This window comes from Streptomyces sp. NBC_01267 (assembly GCF_036241575.1).
Classification (GTDB): Bacteria; Actinomycetota; Actinomycetes; order Streptomycetales; family Streptomycetaceae; genus Streptomyces.
In genome coordinates, this window is sequence record NZ_CP108455.1 from 2,973,908 (window position 1) to 2,987,220 (window position 13,313).

Sequence of the window (13,313 nt, forward strand, 5' to 3'; positions counted from 1 at the left end):
TTCCGCGTCGGGAGACGGCTCTTCCGCGTCGAGACCGGCTCCTCTGTGTCGGGGAAGGCCGGTTACTCGCCGATCCTGCCGTCGATCCGCTCGCGCAGCAGATCGGCGTGGCCGTTGTGCCGCGCGTACTCCTCCACCATGTGGACGAGCAACTCCCGCAGCGAGATGGGGCCGTTGCCGGTGTCCCCGATGACGTCGAGGCTTGGCGCCCGGGCCACGAACCGATCGGCGAACGCCGTCTCGTCCCGCCAGGTGTCCCAGGCGTCGGCGACCACCGCCGGATCGGCCACCGCGCCGTCGAAGTCCCCGTCGGGGTCCGCGTCGGTGCGGTAGTACGGCGGCGCGTCGAGCCCGGCCATCCGCACCCGGAACCACCGCCGCTCCACGTCGGCCATGTGCCGCACCAGCCCGAGCAGCGACATCGTGGAGGGCTCCACAGCACGCCGGGCCAGGGCTTCGGCGTCGAGCCCGGAGCACTTCAACTCCAGCGTCAGCCGCTGGCAGCGCAGGAATTCGACGAGTGTGGCCAGCTCACCGCCCAGGGTGGGCCCGTCCTCCCGGGGATCGTCGGCGGTGTCGATGAACATGTCGGCACGTCTGAGGGGTCCAGTCATGCCCGCCATGCTCGGCCCTGGGCACCGGGCCCGCCAGAGCTTTTCCGGACCCCCCGGGTGCCGGTCGGTCTCAGACCACCCGGACCCCGCGCTGCCACACGCCCGAGACCAGCGGGACACCGGGCCGGTAGGCGAGGTGGACGTGGGACGGGGCGTCGAGCAGCGTCAGGTCCGCCCGCGCCCCCGGGTCGAGACGGCCGATGTCCGTACGGCGCAGGGCCTGTGCGCCGCCCGCGGTGGCCGACCAGAGCGCCTCGTCCGGGGTCATGCCCATGTCCCGTACGGCCAGGGCGATGCAGAACGGCACGGAGGAGGTGAACGACGAGCCCGGGTTGCAGTCGGTGGAGAGCGCCACCGTCACGCCCGCGTCGATGAGGCGGCGGGCGTCGGGCCACTCGGCGCGGGTGGAGAACTCCGCGCCGGGCAGCAACGTGGCGACGGTGTTGCCGTCGGCCAGGGCCGTCACGTCGTCGTCGGTGAGATGCGTGCAGTGGTCGGCCGACGCCGCGTCCAGCTCCACGGCCAGCCGCACACCGGGACCGTAGCTGAGCTGGTTGGCGTGGATGCGCGGAAGGAGGCCCTTGGCGCGGCCCGCGGTGAGGATCGTGCGGGCCTGGTCGGCGTCGAAGGCTCCCTGCTCGCAGAAGACGTCGATCCAACGGGCGTGCGGGGCACAGGCTTCGAGCATGTCACCGGTGACCAGGTCCACGTAACCGGCGGGGTCGTCGGCGTGGTCCGGCGGGACGATGTGGGCGCCCAGGTAGGTGACTTCGTCGGTGTGCTCGGCCGCGATGCGCAGGGCGCGGGCCTCGTCGGCGACGGTCAGGCCGTAGCCGGACTTGGTCTCCAGCGTGGTGGTGCCCTGGCGCAGCGCCTCGCCCAGATACGTCCGTACGTTCGCCGAGAGCTGCTCGTCGGTGGCCGCGCGGGTGGCCGCGACCGTCGTGCGGATGCCGCCCGCCGAGTAGCTGCGGCCCGACATGCGCGCGTTGAACTCGGCCGTGCGGTCGCCGGCGAACACCAGGTGCGAGTGGGAGTCCACGAACCCGGGGAGGACCGCCCGGCCGCCCGCGTCGACCGCGTTGTCAGTGGCGGGTGCTTTGCTGGATTCACCGACCCAGGCGATGCGGTCACCGTCGATGACGAGCGCCGCGTCCTGGATCAGACCGAGCGGGGATCCGTCACCGAGGGAGGGGTTGTTGGTGACCAGGCTGCTGATGTGGGTGATGGCCGTGGTGCTCGGCATCGCGGTGTGCTCCTACGGAAACGGGAACAGGAACGGAGACGGGGGCGGAAGCGGGAACGGCGCCGGGGCCGGAATCAGGGGTGCAGGGCCCCGATGGCGTCGGCCAGCGCCTGCGGGACGTCGGGTACCAGGGCGTGGACCCCGTCGCGTACGACATGACGGCCGCCCACGACCGTATGGCGTACGTCCGCCGCGGAGGCGGCGAATACGGCGGTCTCCGCTCCCAGGCGTGGCACCGGTCCCGCTGTCCTGACGGTGTCGAGGGCGATCGTCGTGAGGTCGGCGAGGGCGCCCGGCTCGATGATGCCCGCCTCGGACCAGCCGAGGGCCTGGTGGCCGCCCGCGGTGGCGGTGCGCAGCAGGGCGGCGGCCGTCCAGTGGCCGCGGGTGCGGGACCGCAGACGCTCGTCGAGCTCCAGGGCGCGTGCCTCTTCGAGGATGTCGATCACGGCATGGCTGTCGCTGCCGAGGGAGAGCGGGCTGCCCGCGCGCTGGAGCTGGACCGCCGGGCCGATGCCGTCGGCGAGATCCCGTTCGGTCGTGGGGCACATACAGGTACCGGTCGCCGTCGAGCCGAGGAGGGCGATGTCCTCGCCGGTGAGGTGGGTGTTGTGGATGCCGGTGGTGCGCGGGCCCAGTACACCGTGGTCGGCGAGCAGCCGGGTGGGCGTGCAGCCGTGGGCCGCCAGGCAGGCTTCGTTCTCCGCGGTCTGCTCGGAGAGGTGCACATGGAGCGGGGCGGTGCGCGCCTCGGCCCACTGGGCCACGGTGGCGAGCTGGTCGGCGGGCACCGCGCGCACGGAGTGCACGGCCGCGCCGATCCGGGCGTGGTCCCGGTCCTTGAGCAGGGAGGCGCGCTCGGCCCACTGCTGGGCGGTGCCGTCGGAGAAGCGCCGCTGGTGCTTCTCGGGCGCCGCGCTGCGGTGCTTGTCGAGCATGCCGGAGGCGAGATAGGCGGTGTCGAGCAGGGTGATGCGGATGCCCGCGTCGGCCGCGGCGGCGATCAGGGCCTCGCCCATCGCGTTCGGGTCGTCGTAGGGCTTGCCGCCCGGCGCGTGGTGCACGTAGTGGAACTCACCGACGACGGTGATCCCGGCCAGCGCCATCTCGGCGTACACGGCGCGGGCCAGCGCGTGGTACGAGTCGGGGGTGAGCCGGGAGGCCACCCCGTACATCACGTCGCGCCAGGTCCAGAAGGTGCCGGAGCCGACCTGGGCCGTGGAGCGCAGGGCGCGGTGGAAGGCGTGGCTGTGGGCGTTCGCCAGGCCCGGGACGGTCAGGCCGCGCAGGGCGGTCGCGCCGGGCGGCGGCTGCGGCACGTCTCTGCTGACGGCCGTGATCCTGCCGCCTTCGGTCTCCACGGCGACGCCCGGCTCGACATGGGTGTCGAGCCAGGCATGCTCCAGCCAGTACGTCACCTGCACGCCAGGCCCTCCAGAACATCGGCGAGTGCGGTCACCCCGGCCAGGCAGTCGTCCTCGCCGGCGGTCTCCGCCGGGGAGTGCGAGATGCCCGTGGGGTTGCGTACGAACAGCATGGCGGTCGGGACGGACGCGGAGAGGATTCCGGCGTCGTGTCCCGCGCCCGTTCCCAGTACGGGGATGTCCGAGCCGTCGCCGCCGAGGATCTTGCCGAGCTCGTCCCGCAGGGCGTGCTCGAACTCGACCACGGGGGTGAAGGACTCCCGGGTGACGCGGACGTCCACGCCGTCGCGCTCGCCGCGTTCCTTCGCGGCCTGCTCGATACCGGCGATGACGGTGTCGAGGGTGGCCTGGTCGGCGGCGCGCGAGTCGAGCCAGCCGCGCACCAGGGAGGGGATGGCGTTGACCCCGTTCGGCTCGACGGCGATCTTGCCGAACGTGGCGACCGCACCCGCGAGTTCGGCCTCGCGGCGGGCGGCGAGGACCGTCTCGGCGTACGTCAGCATCGGGTCCCGGCGGTCCACCAGGCGGGTGGTGCCCGCGTGGTTGGCCTCGCCGTGGAAGTCGTACCGCCAGCGGCCGTGCGGCCAGATGGCGGAGGCGATGCCGACCGGGTCGCCGCTGAGGTCGAGGGCCCTGCCCTGCTCCACGTGGAGCTCGACGAACGCGCCGATCCTGGCCAGCCGCTCGGGGTCGGGGCCGATGGCGGCCGGGTCGTACCCGGCCCGTTCCATGGCCTCGGGCAGGGAGATCCCGTCGCCGTCGCGCAGGTGGCGGGCCTTGTCGGCGGTGAGCTGTCCGGCGCTGAGCCGGGAGCCGACGCAGGCGAGCCCGAACCGGGCGCCTTCCTCGTCGCCGAAGTTGCTGATGGCCAGCGGCCTGCTGAACTCCGCTCCCCTGCGACGGAGTTCGTCGAGTGCCGCGAAGGAGGAGACGACGCCGAGCGGGCCGTCGAAGGCGCCCCCGTCCGGTACGGAGTCCAGGTGCGAGCCGGTGACGACGGCGTCGGAGCCCTGCGGGTCACCGAGCCAGGCCCACTGGTTGCCGTTGCGGTCCAGTTCGTACGTGAGACCGCGGGACTCGGCCTGGTCCTTGAACCAGGCGCGGCAGTCGGCGTCGGCCGGGGTCCAGGCGTACCGCCGGTACCCGCCGGAGGCGGAGCTGCGGCCGACGGGCAGCAGCTCCGCCCACATCTCGTGGAACGAGGAGGTCACCGGGGATCGCCCTCGCCGCTCGCGACACCGTTGGTGCCGGTGGTGCTGCCGGCGCCCGCGGTGGCACCGGTCGCGTCGTCGCCCTCGCGCATCGGGACGCGGACCCCGCGCTCGTCCGCCACCCGCTCGGCGATGTCGTACCCGGCGTCGACGTGCCGGATGACGCCCATCCCCGGGTCGTTGGTGAGCACCCGGCGGATCTTCTCGCCCGCGAGCTGCGTGCCGTCGGCCACCGACACCTGACCGGCGTGGATGGAGCGGCCCATGCCGACCCCGCCGCCGTGGTGGATGGAGACCCAGGAGGCGCCGGACGCGACGTTGACCATGGCGTTGAGCAGCGGCCAGTCGGCGATGGCGTCGGAGCCGTCGAGCATGGCCTCGGTCTCGCGGTACGGGGAGGCGACCGAGCCGCAGTCCAGGTGGTCGCGGCCGATGACGAGCGGGGCGGCGAGGGTGCCGTCGGCGACCATGTCGTTGAAGAGCGCCCCGGCCTTGTCGCGCTCGCCCTGGCCGAGCCAGCAGATCCGCGCGGGCAGGCCCTGGAAGTGGACGCGCTCGCCGGCCATCTTGATCCACCGGTGCAGCGACTCGTTCTCGGGGAAGAGGTCGAGGAGCGCCTTGTCGGTCTTGTGGATGTCCGAGGCCTCGCCGGACAGCGCCGCCCAGCGGAACGGTCCCTTGCCCTCGCAGAAGAGCGGACGGATGTAGGCGGGGACGAAGCCGGGGAAGTCGAACGCCCGGCTGTATCCGGCGAGTTGGGCCTCGCCGCGGATGGAGTTGCCGTAGTCGAAGACCTCGGCGCCCGCGTCCATGAAGCCGACCATGGCCTCGACGTGCCGGGCCATCGACTCACGGGCGCGCACCGTGAAGTCGGCGGGCTTCTCGGCGGCGTACGCGGCCATGTCGTCGAAGTCGATGCCGAGGGGGAGGTAGGCGAGCGGGTCGTGGGCGGAGGTCTGGTCCGTCACGATGTCGATCGGGGCGCCCTCGGCGAGCATCCGCGGCAGCAGCTCGGCCGCGTTGCCGAGGAGGCCGATGGAGAGCGGCTTACGGGCGTCGCGGGCCTCGACGGCGAGCTGGAGGGCGTGCTCCAGGCTGTCGGCGCGTACGTCCAGGTAGCGGTGCTCGATCCGGCGCTCGATGGCGCGGGGGTCGACGTCGATACAGATCGCGACGCCGTCGTTCATCGTCACGGCGAGCGGCTGGGCGCCGCCCATGCCGCCGAGACCGGCGGTGAGCGTGATCGTCCCGGCGAGAGTGCCGTCGAACCGCTTGGCGGCGACCGCGGCGAAGGTCTCGTACGTGCCCTGGAGGATGCCCTGGGTCCCGATGTAGATCCAGGAACCGGCCGTCATCTGGCCGTACATGGTGAGCCCGAGCGACTCAAGGCGCCGGAACTCCTCCCAGTTGGCCCAGTCGCCGACCAGGTTGGAGTTGGCGATCAGGACCCGCGGCGCCCACTCGTGCGTCTGCATCACACCGACCGGACGGCCCGACTGGACGAGCATGGTCTCGTCCTGCTTGAGGGTGCGCAGCGTACGCACCATCGCGTCGAAGGAGCGCCAGTCGCGGGCGGCCTTGCCGGTGCCGCCGTAGACGACGAGCTTGTCGGGGTGCTCGGCGACCTCGGGGTCGAGGTTGTTCTGCAGCATCCGGAGGGCGGCTTCCTGCTGCCATCCCAGGGCACTCAGCTCCGTACCGCGCGGGGCCCGTACCGGCCGGGGTCCTGACATGGTTCTGCCTCCTCGGTGTCGCGACCTCGATGTCGCAGTGTGATCCCGCACCGTGGCCTCACGCTGCGATCTCCCACTGTTGCATGAACTATTCACATCTTGATGAGCTGAATAGAGTTAGTCAATACCGCTGGGCCTCCCGCCGGCCCCCGGCCGGTGATTGGCTGGATCGCATGGCTTCCCATACGAGCTCCGGACCGGCCTTCGAAACAGGCACCGTCGTACGGCGTGAGCAGGCGGTCGAGGCCGCGGTCGCGGCCGGCCTGGTCGGCCCCGACAACCCCGTCGTCGCGCTGCTGGACGTCTCCGGCATCCGTGGCGGCGCCGCCGCCCTGCGTACCGCCTTCGACGAGGTCACCCCGCCGGGGACACCCGTCCTGCACGCCTTCGCGGTGAAGGCGTGCCCGCTCGTGCCGGTCCTGCGGCTGCTCGGAGCGGAGGGCATCGGCGCGGAGGTCGCCAGTCCGGGCGAGCTGGCGCTGGCCCGCGCGGCCGGGGTACGCCCCGCCCGCACCGTCCTCGACTCCCCCGCCAAGACCCCCGCCGAGCTGCGCGAGGCCCTGGCCCTGGGGATCGCGGTCAACGCCGACAACCCGCAGGAACTGGCCCGCATCGACGCGCTCGTCCGGTCGGCCCCGACCACGTCCCCGCTGGGCGTGCGCGTCAACCCGCAGATCGGCGCGGGCTCCATCGGCGCGCTGTCGACGGCCACCGCGACGTCGAAGTTCGGGGTGGCGCTGCGCGACGAGGGCGCCCGCGCGTGGGTCGTACGCGCCTACCTGGACCGCCCGTGGCTGACCCGGCTGCACACCCACACGGGCTCGCAGGGCGTACCGCTGGCCCTGATGGCGGAGGGGGTACGGACCGTCCACGAACTGGCCGAGGAGATCAACGCCGCGGCCGGCCGGCAGCAGATCGACACCATCGACATCGGCGGCGGCCTCCCGGTCAACTTCTCGTCCGACGAGGAGACCCCCACGTACGCCGACTACGCCCGCCTCCTCAAGAGGACCGCGCCCGGACTGCTGGACGGCCGCTACGGCCTGGTCACCGAGTTCGGCCGCTCGCTGCTCGCCCGGCACGGCACGATCCTGGCCCGCGTCGAGTACACGAAGTCCGCCGGCGGGCGGCCCATCGCGGTGACCCACGCGGGGGTCCAGGTGGCGACCCGCACGGTGTACGCGCCGGCGTCCTGGCCGCTGCGGATCGCCGCGTTCGACGCGCAGGGGCGCCCCAGGACCGGGCCCGCGGTCGCGCAGGACGTGGCGGGACCGGCCTGCTTCGCGGGTGATCTGCTGGCGGAGAACCGGGAGTTGCCGCTGCTGGAGCCGGGGGACTACGCGGCGGTGCTGGACACGGGGGCGTACTACTTCGCGCACCACTACGCGTACAACAGCCTGGCCAGGCCGGGGATCCACGGGTTCACCGCAGGGGCGGACGGGGTGCGGTTCGCCGTGGTGCGGGACGCGCAGAGCGTGGCGGAGATCGTGGCGGAGTCGGGCGGCGAGCACGCGGACGCGCTGCTCTGAGGCGGGCTGTCGACGACTGCAACTCGCGTGTGTCCAAAGGGACTTGCCCTGCCTTCCGCTCCCGTCCCGGCCGTTGCCGCCCGCCGGGTCGCGGACTCTAGACCCGCTGGGCATGTTCCGCTGGAAAATGCCAGAAGTCCCACTGGCCGGAGGACCGTCCCCGTAACTTCACGGTTACTGCCGCACGGCCGCCCCCCGCGGTCACGACGGCCACCGTGCGCACCACGCCGGGAGGGGAGTTCCGCGTGCCCGGAATCGACGAGTGTCTGCTGGAAGCGATGCGACTGCCCGGTGCCCTCGGTGCGGGCGTGGTCGACTGGACCAGCGGGCTGACGCTCGGCACCATCGGCCAGTCACCCAACGACGACCACGAGGCGACCGCCGCCGAGACGGCGGAGCTGGCCAGGATGGCCGCCGAGCACCCCGCCTTCCGCGCGACGGCCTTCGGTGCGACAGCCTTCGGTGCGACAGCGCCCGCGGGCAGCGGAGAGAGCGGCGACGGGAGCGGCGACGGGAACGGCGACGGGAACGACGGCGGCCTCTCCGTGGAGGACGTCATCGTCACCACCCGCACCGGCTACCACCTCCTCCACTTCGTCGAGACGACCTTCGACAGCAGCGTCTTCCTCCATCTCTGGCTGAACCGCGACGAGGGCAATCTGGCGCTCGCCCGATTACGGTTGCGGGACCTCGCCGAACGACTGGTGCTGTGATGGGCCCGGCGCCGCAGAGCAGCGTCTCCCCGATGCTCGTCCGCCTCGCGGGCGAACGCGCCACCGGCGCCCTGCTGCGTGACCGCGGCACCCTCTACCTGGTCGACGGCCAGGTGGTGCACGCCGAGAGCCCGGCCGCCCCCGGTATCGACATCCTGCTGACCACCACCGGACGGCTCCGCCCCGAGGGGTGGCAGCAGGCCGTCGACCGGGCCGGGGCCAAGGGATCGGTCGGCCGGTTCCTCGTCGAGAGCGGGCAGGTGGCCGGGGGCGAGCTGGAGATCTGCCACCTGGGCGCGCTGCACGACGCGGCGTACTTCGCCCTGGCGCCGGGCAGCGGCCCCACCCGGTTCCGTTACGGGGTGGCCCACTGGATCGGCCCGGTGCACCCCGTACCCGCCGACGCGGTGGAGCGGGAGGCGGCGCGCCGCCGTGAACTGCTCGACCGGCTGTGGCCGTACCCCGACCTCGACAGCGCCCCCGTGGTGCGGGCCCCGCACCGCAGCCGCGCGGCCGACGTCCCCGGCACGCCCGTCACCCCGCGCCAGCGCGCGGTACTCGCGCTGGCCGACGGCGTACGGACCCCGCCGGACATCGCGCGGACGCTGGGGCGCCCGGCCTTCCACGTCCTCATCGACGTCCGCAGGCTGGCAGCCGCCGGCGCCGTCGAGACCCCGCGGACACCCGCGCCGCCCGCCTCCGCCGTCCCCGCCTGGGTCGGCGAGGTGGCTCGGGACCCGGATGTCGCCCTGCTCCAACGGCTGCGAGACGCATTGGAGGCCACGCTGTGATCCGCTCCCTGCGGCAGCGCGCCGAGAGGAGACAGCTGATGTCCGCCGAGTCCGAAGTCCTCGAAGAGCTACGCCGGTTGAGAGCCCGGGTGCCGCTGATCGGCGGGGCGCTCGCGGCCACCGTCGACGGACTGGTGCTGGCGCAGGACGCCGCGGCGGAGGCCGAGTCCGTCGCGGCACTGACCGCCGCCGCCCTCGGTGTCGCCCAGCGGCTGACCGAGACGACGGGCCAGGGCGGCTTCCGCGAGCTGCTGGTCCGTGGCGAGAACGGCTATGTCGCGACCTACGCGGCAGGCCCGTCCGCCGTCCTCACCCTGCTCGCCCGGCCGCGCGTCAACGTGGGCCGCCTGCACCTCGAAGCCCGCCGGGCCGGCACCCGGATCGGCGAGCTGGTCGACGGCGCCCTCGACCGGCTGGAGAGCCCATGACCAACTCCCCCTCACGGGCGGGCCGTTCCGGCGCCGCCCGTGCCAGGACCGCACCGGACCACGCACGGAACCACACCAGGAAATCCACCCACGAGAAAGGAAGTGCACCCCTCATGGCGAACACCGAGAACGCACTCAAGGACGCGATGACCTCGATCGAGGGCGCGCTCGGCGCGGCGCTCGTCGACTTCACCAGCGGCATGGCCCTCGGCACGCTCGGTGGTGGCAAGGACCTCGATCTGGCGGTGGCCGCCGCCGGGAACACGGATGTGGTGCGCGCCAAGGTGCGGACCATGGAGCACCTCGGCATGAAGGACGAGATCGAGGACATCCTGATCACGCTGGGCGAGCAGTACCACCTGATCCGGCTGCTCAAGGGACGCGACAACACGGGCCTGTTCCTCTACCTCGCGCTGGACAAGTCCCGGGCCAATCTCGCGATGGCCCGCCACCAGCTGAGGAAGATCGAGGCCGAGCTGGAGGTGTGAGCCCGGTCAGCGGCGCCGCGCCCCGCCGGGTGCGGCGTCGCCCGCCAGTACGCCCGTGGAGCGGTAGCCCTTGACCTGCTTCCCGGCCGGGCCCCGGGCGATCCAGTCCGTACGGACCCAGAGGAGCAGGTCGTCCGCGTGCTCCCGGCGGCCGAGCCGGACCGCCTTGAGCCAGCGTCCGGCGCCCGCCCCGGCCAGCGCCAGCCCACCCGCCGCGGGGAGGGCGAACGACGAGCCCACCGCCACGACGAACGCGGCGAGCAGCCACCAGCGGTGCGCCCGCCGCCAGTTCCGTACGGTCACGGCCCGGTCCTGGAGGAAGTCGGACCGGCCGGCCCGCACCGGGGACTTCGACAGATGGGCGAACCGGCGCCCGCGGGCCAGGGCGACGACCGCAGCCACGATCAGGAAGAGCGCGGCCCCGGCCAGCAGCCCGATCCGGCGCCCGGTCGGTCCGGGCAGCAGCACACCGACAGCGGCGGCCAGCAGCCCGAGCCACCACAGCGGGGCGGCTCCGGCCCGTACCAGCACCGCGACCCTCGCCACGGTCCGCGCCTGTCCCTGCGCCTTTCCACGCCCCACGTTCCCGCTCCCTCCGCACACTGTTCCTGGACCGGGCGGAGATTAGCGACGCTTTCTGAGTACGTCGTGAGAACGGGTCTCCGCGTACGCCGCGAGAACGGGGCACCGTGAGAACGGGCCCCTGCGCACGCCGTGGACGCGGAAGGGCGCCGCGCACACCACGAGAACGGGCGCTACTCCACGAACAGCCCCCGCGCCGCCGCCCGCGCGTCGAACTCCTCCAGCCGCGACTGCGCCTGCGGCAGCTCGTCGCACATCGCCTCCAGCAGCACCCGGCCGAGCAGCATCGGCCCACAGGCCGTGTCGAAGGCCAGACCGGTGCCGACCGCCGCCGGGATCAGGATGTCGCTGTGCTTGGCGACCGGCGCGAAGGCCGAGTCGGCGACCGTCACCACGGTCAGCCCCGCCGACTGCGCGTACGCCAGTGCCTCGACCACCTCGCGCGGGTGGCGCGGCAGCGCGAAACAGAGCAGCACCGTGGCGCCCGCCCGTACCGACGCGTCGATGCGGTCGGCCAGCATCGTGCCGCCCTCGTCGAGCAGCCGGACGTCCCGGTGGACCTTCGCCGCGAAGTACGCGAACCCCCTGGCCTGCGAGGACGCGGCACGCAGGCCGAGCACCGGCAGGGTCGGCGACCCGGCGAGCAGCCGTCCCGCCCGTTCCACGAGTGACGGGTCGGCGAGCAGTTCGGACAGCTGCCGCAGATTCTCCAACTCGCCCTGGACGGCCTGCTGGTACTCGTTGAGGCTGTCCCCGCCGACCGCCCGCCCGTTCGGTGCGACCTCCCGCAGGTGCTTGCGCAGCGCCGGGTAGCCGTCGAAGCCGAGCGCGACGGCGAAGCGGGTGACGGAGGGCTGGCTGACACCGGCCAGCTCGGCCAGCTCGACCGACGAGAGGAACGGCGCGTCGGCGGCCCGGCGCACCATGCAGTGCGCGATCCGCCGTTGGGTCGGCGTCAGCCGGTGCCCTTCGAAGAGCTGTTGCAGCCGTGCGGCCGGGCTGTCGCTCATGCCGTCCCCCTCAAGATCCATGTCCGTGTCAGAGTTCATTGAACCGGTCGAGCAGCGCGGCTGCCGCCTCCACATCGCCGGTCAGCGGCCGGTCCGCCAGGTCCGGATCGAGTACCGCGTCCGCCAGCTCGAAGGCGCGGCCGACCGGCAGGCCGGGGTCGATCCGCAGCTCGCGCTGGCGCAACGCCCTTACGGCGGCGACCAGTTCGCAGCCGACGACGTACCGGTACGCCCGCCCGGCCCGCAGCGCCTGCCGGGCCGCCAGTGAGGCGAAGCTGGCCTGTTCCTCGACGCCGCGGGAGAGAACAGCATGCCCGAGCGAGGCCGGCGCGGAGAAGGCCCGCAGGTCACCGAGGGCCGCCCCGGCCGCGTACTCCAGGATCATCACGCCCGACGAGGCGGCCTCGCCGTCGGCCAGGAAGGGCCTCAGCCGGGTGAGCGCGGGTTCGTTCAGCGCGGAGAGCCGGGAGGTCGAGAGCCGGGCCGTCTGGGTGAGGGCCAGCCTGAAGTGGTCGAGGGCCAGGACCAGTTGGGCCATGTAGAAGCCACCGTGGTGGTAGGCGGCCATGTCGGCGGGGCGGATCAGCGGGTTCTCGGCCGCCGCGTTGATCTCGATGGCGATGGTCCGCTCCAGCAGGTCGGCCGCGTCGTGTGCGGGGCCGTGGATCTGCGGTACGCAGCGGAAACCGTACGGGTCCTGGATGCGGCCCAGCGGCGGGGTGGGCCGCTCGGGGGCGCCCAGCAGGTAGCGGCTGCGGGCGGCGACCGCGTACGAGCCGGGGTGCGGGCGGGCCGCGTGCACCGGTTCCGCGTACGCCTCGAACGAGCCGTCCACGGCGAGCAGCGACAGCGCGGCCACCACCTGGGTCGCGGACACCAGCCGGCGCAGCTCGTCGAGGGCGAGCGCGGACTGGCCGAGGGTGAGGGCGTTGCTGCTGATCAGTGCGAGGGCGTCGTTGTTGTCGAGGGGCTGCGCGGCGGGCGGCGCACCGCCCTCCCAGGGGTGCTCGCCGGCCAGGGCGAGTCCCAGCTGGGCGAGGGCGGCGATGTCTCCCGTACCGACCGAGCCGAACTCGTTGACGACGGGGTGGGCGCCGGACTCCAGGGCCTCGCAGAGCGCGGTGACGACGGTGGGCCGCAGTCCGGCCCCACCGGCGAGCAGCTGGTTGGCGCGGACCGCGAGCATGGCCCTGACCTCGTGCGCGGGGAGCGGGTCGCCGATGGCCCCGGCGTGCGAGCGCAGCAGCCGCAGTCCGTGGTCGGCGGCGGCGCCGGAGGGCACGGACTCGTTACGGTTGGCCCCGACACCGGTGGAGCGGCCGTACACGCGGCCCGACGCGGCGAGCTCACGGGCCGCGTCCCACGACCATTCGACACGCTTCATCGCTTCGGATCCGGGTACGGGCCTGGCCGTACCACGCGCCAGTCGCACCACATCGGAAACCGGAAGGGACTCACCGTCGAGGACCACGATGCCGGTCGGGGTATCCACCGTGCGGGACGACATCATGCGCGAACGCCTCCTTTTTCCGACATACGGTCTT

At 73.1% G+C, this 13,313-nt stretch carries 13 protein-coding genes; 5 read left to right on the forward strand and 8 right to left on the reverse strand.

The annotated features are described in order from the left end of the window. Positions 1 to 62: 62 nt before the first annotated feature. The 5 genes from OG709_RS13530 to hutU form a co-directional block, all read right to left on the reverse strand. Positions 63 to 614: a DinB family protein gene (locus OG709_RS13530; protein ID WP_266642813.1), complete on the reverse strand. Its 552-nt coding sequence runs from the start codon at positions 612 to 614 to the stop codon at positions 63 to 65. 70 nt (positions 615 to 684) lie between these two features. Further along, a complete protein-coding gene (gene hutI, locus OG709_RS13535) occupies positions 685 to 1,860 on the reverse strand; it encodes an imidazolonepropionase (protein ID WP_250302152.1) in 1,176 nt (391 codons plus the stop codon). A 74-nt stretch (positions 1,861 to 1,934) separates the two neighbouring features. After that, complete coding sequence (locus tag OG709_RS13540) at positions 1,935 to 3,284, reverse strand: formimidoylglutamate deiminase (protein ID WP_266642810.1); 1,350 nt, start codon at positions 3,282 to 3,284, stop codon at positions 1,935 to 1,937. Next, positions 3,275 to 4,474: an allantoate amidohydrolase gene (locus OG709_RS13545; protein ID WP_250302213.1), complete on the reverse strand. Its 1,200-nt coding sequence runs from the start codon at positions 4,472 to 4,474 to the stop codon at positions 3,275 to 3,277. The genes OG709_RS13540 and OG709_RS13545 overlap by 10 nt, the downstream gene beginning before the upstream one ends. Before the next feature lie 17 nt (positions 4,475 to 4,491). Further along, on the reverse strand, positions 4,492 to 6,228 hold the full coding sequence (gene hutU / locus OG709_RS13550; protein WP_266642808.1) for a urocanate hydratase: 1,737 nt from the start codon (positions 6,226 to 6,228) through the stop codon (positions 4,492 to 4,494). A 173-nt stretch (positions 6,229 to 6,401) separates the two neighbouring features. Here hutU and OG709_RS13555 point away from each other — a divergent pair, with 173 nt between their 5' ends. The 5 genes from OG709_RS13555 to OG709_RS13575 all read left to right on the forward strand — a co-directional run bounded on the left by OG709_RS13555 (position 6,402) and on the right by OG709_RS13575 (position 10,177). After that, on the forward strand, positions 6,402 to 7,757 hold the full coding sequence (locus OG709_RS13555) for a diaminopimelate decarboxylase (protein WP_329166250.1): 1,356 nt from the start codon (positions 6,402 to 6,404) through the stop codon (positions 7,755 to 7,757). Between the two features lie 245 nt (positions 7,758 to 8,002). Next, positions 8,003 to 8,470: a hypothetical protein gene (locus tag OG709_RS13560; protein WP_329166252.1), complete on the forward strand. Its 468-nt coding sequence runs from the start codon at positions 8,003 to 8,005 to the stop codon at positions 8,468 to 8,470. 32 nt (positions 8,471 to 8,502) lie between these two features. Beyond that, the gene (locus tag OG709_RS13565; RefSeq protein WP_250302147.1) at positions 8,503 to 9,261 is read left to right on the forward strand and encodes a transcriptional regulator; all 759 of its coding nucleotides are present in this window, start codon (positions 8,503 to 8,505) and stop codon (positions 9,259 to 9,261) included. A 38-nt stretch (positions 9,262 to 9,299) separates the two neighbouring features. Further along, entirely contained in the window at positions 9,300 to 9,689 is a 390-nt protein-coding gene (locus OG709_RS13570; RefSeq protein ID WP_250302146.1) for a roadblock/LC7 domain-containing protein, read from the forward strand. A 113-nt stretch (positions 9,690 to 9,802) separates the two neighbouring features. Next, the gene (locus tag OG709_RS13575; protein ID WP_250302145.1) at positions 9,803 to 10,177 is read left to right on the forward strand and encodes a hypothetical protein; all 375 of its coding nucleotides are present in this window, start codon (positions 9,803 to 9,805) and stop codon (positions 10,175 to 10,177) included. A gap of 6 nt (positions 10,178 to 10,183) precedes the next feature. Here the strand turns inward: OG709_RS13575 and OG709_RS13580 are convergent, their stop codons facing one another. From OG709_RS13580 to OG709_RS13590, 3 genes are all read right to left on the reverse strand, one after another. Then, positions 10,184 to 10,759, reverse strand: coding sequence for a hypothetical protein (locus OG709_RS13580; protein WP_266642802.1), 576 nt, complete (start codon positions 10,757 to 10,759; stop codon positions 10,184 to 10,186). Between the two features lie 173 nt (positions 10,760 to 10,932). Further along, on the reverse strand, positions 10,933 to 11,769 hold the full coding sequence (locus OG709_RS13585; RefSeq protein ID WP_250302144.1) for a MurR/RpiR family transcriptional regulator: 837 nt from the start codon (positions 11,767 to 11,769) through the stop codon (positions 10,933 to 10,935). Between the two features lie 28 nt (positions 11,770 to 11,797). Then, positions 11,798 to 13,276, reverse strand: coding sequence for an aromatic amino acid ammonia-lyase (locus OG709_RS13590; protein ID WP_329169112.1), 1,479 nt, complete (start codon positions 13,274 to 13,276; stop codon positions 11,798 to 11,800). Between the last annotated feature and the right edge of the window lie 37 nt (positions 13,277 to 13,313).

What these genes read in the sequence shown, in the direction of transcription:
- OG709_RS13565 (WP_250302147.1), top strand. Translation starts at nt 8,503, where the DNA reads ATGCTCGTCCGCCTCGCGGGCGAACGCGCCACCGGCGCCCTGCTGCGT.
- OG709_RS13585 (WP_250302144.1), bottom strand. Translation starts at nt 11,769, where the DNA reads ATGAGCGACAGCCCGGCCGCACGGCTGCAACAGCTCTTCGAAGGGCAC.
- OG709_RS13570 (WP_250302146.1), top strand. Translation starts at nt 9,300, where the DNA reads ATGTCCGCCGAGTCCGAAGTCCTCGAAGAGCTACGCCGGTTGAGAGCC.
- OG709_RS13555 (WP_329166250.1), top strand. Translation starts at nt 6,402, where the DNA reads ATGGCTTCCCATACGAGCTCCGGACCGGCCTTCGAAACAGGCACCGTC.
- OG709_RS13575 (WP_250302145.1), top strand. Translation starts at nt 9,803, where the DNA reads ATGGCGAACACCGAGAACGCACTCAAGGACGCGATGACCTCGATCGAG.
- OG709_RS13590 (WP_329169112.1), bottom strand. Translation starts at nt 13,276, where the DNA reads ATGTCGTCCCGCACGGTGGATACCCCGACCGGCATCGTGGTCCTCGAC.
- OG709_RS13530 (WP_266642813.1), bottom strand. Translation starts at nt 614, where the DNA reads ATGACTGGACCCCTCAGACGTGCCGACATGTTCATCGACACCGCCGAC.
- hutU (WP_266642808.1), bottom strand. Translation starts at nt 6,228, where the DNA reads ATGTCAGGACCCCGGCCGGTACGGGCCCCGCGCGGTACGGAGCTGAGT.
- hutI (WP_250302152.1), bottom strand. Translation starts at nt 1,860, where the DNA reads ATGCCGAGCACCACGGCCATCACCCACATCAGCAGCCTGGTCACCAAC.
- OG709_RS13545 (WP_250302213.1), bottom strand. Translation starts at nt 4,474, where the DNA reads ATGTGGGCGGAGCTGCTGCCCGTCGGCCGCAGCTCCGCCTCCGGCGGG.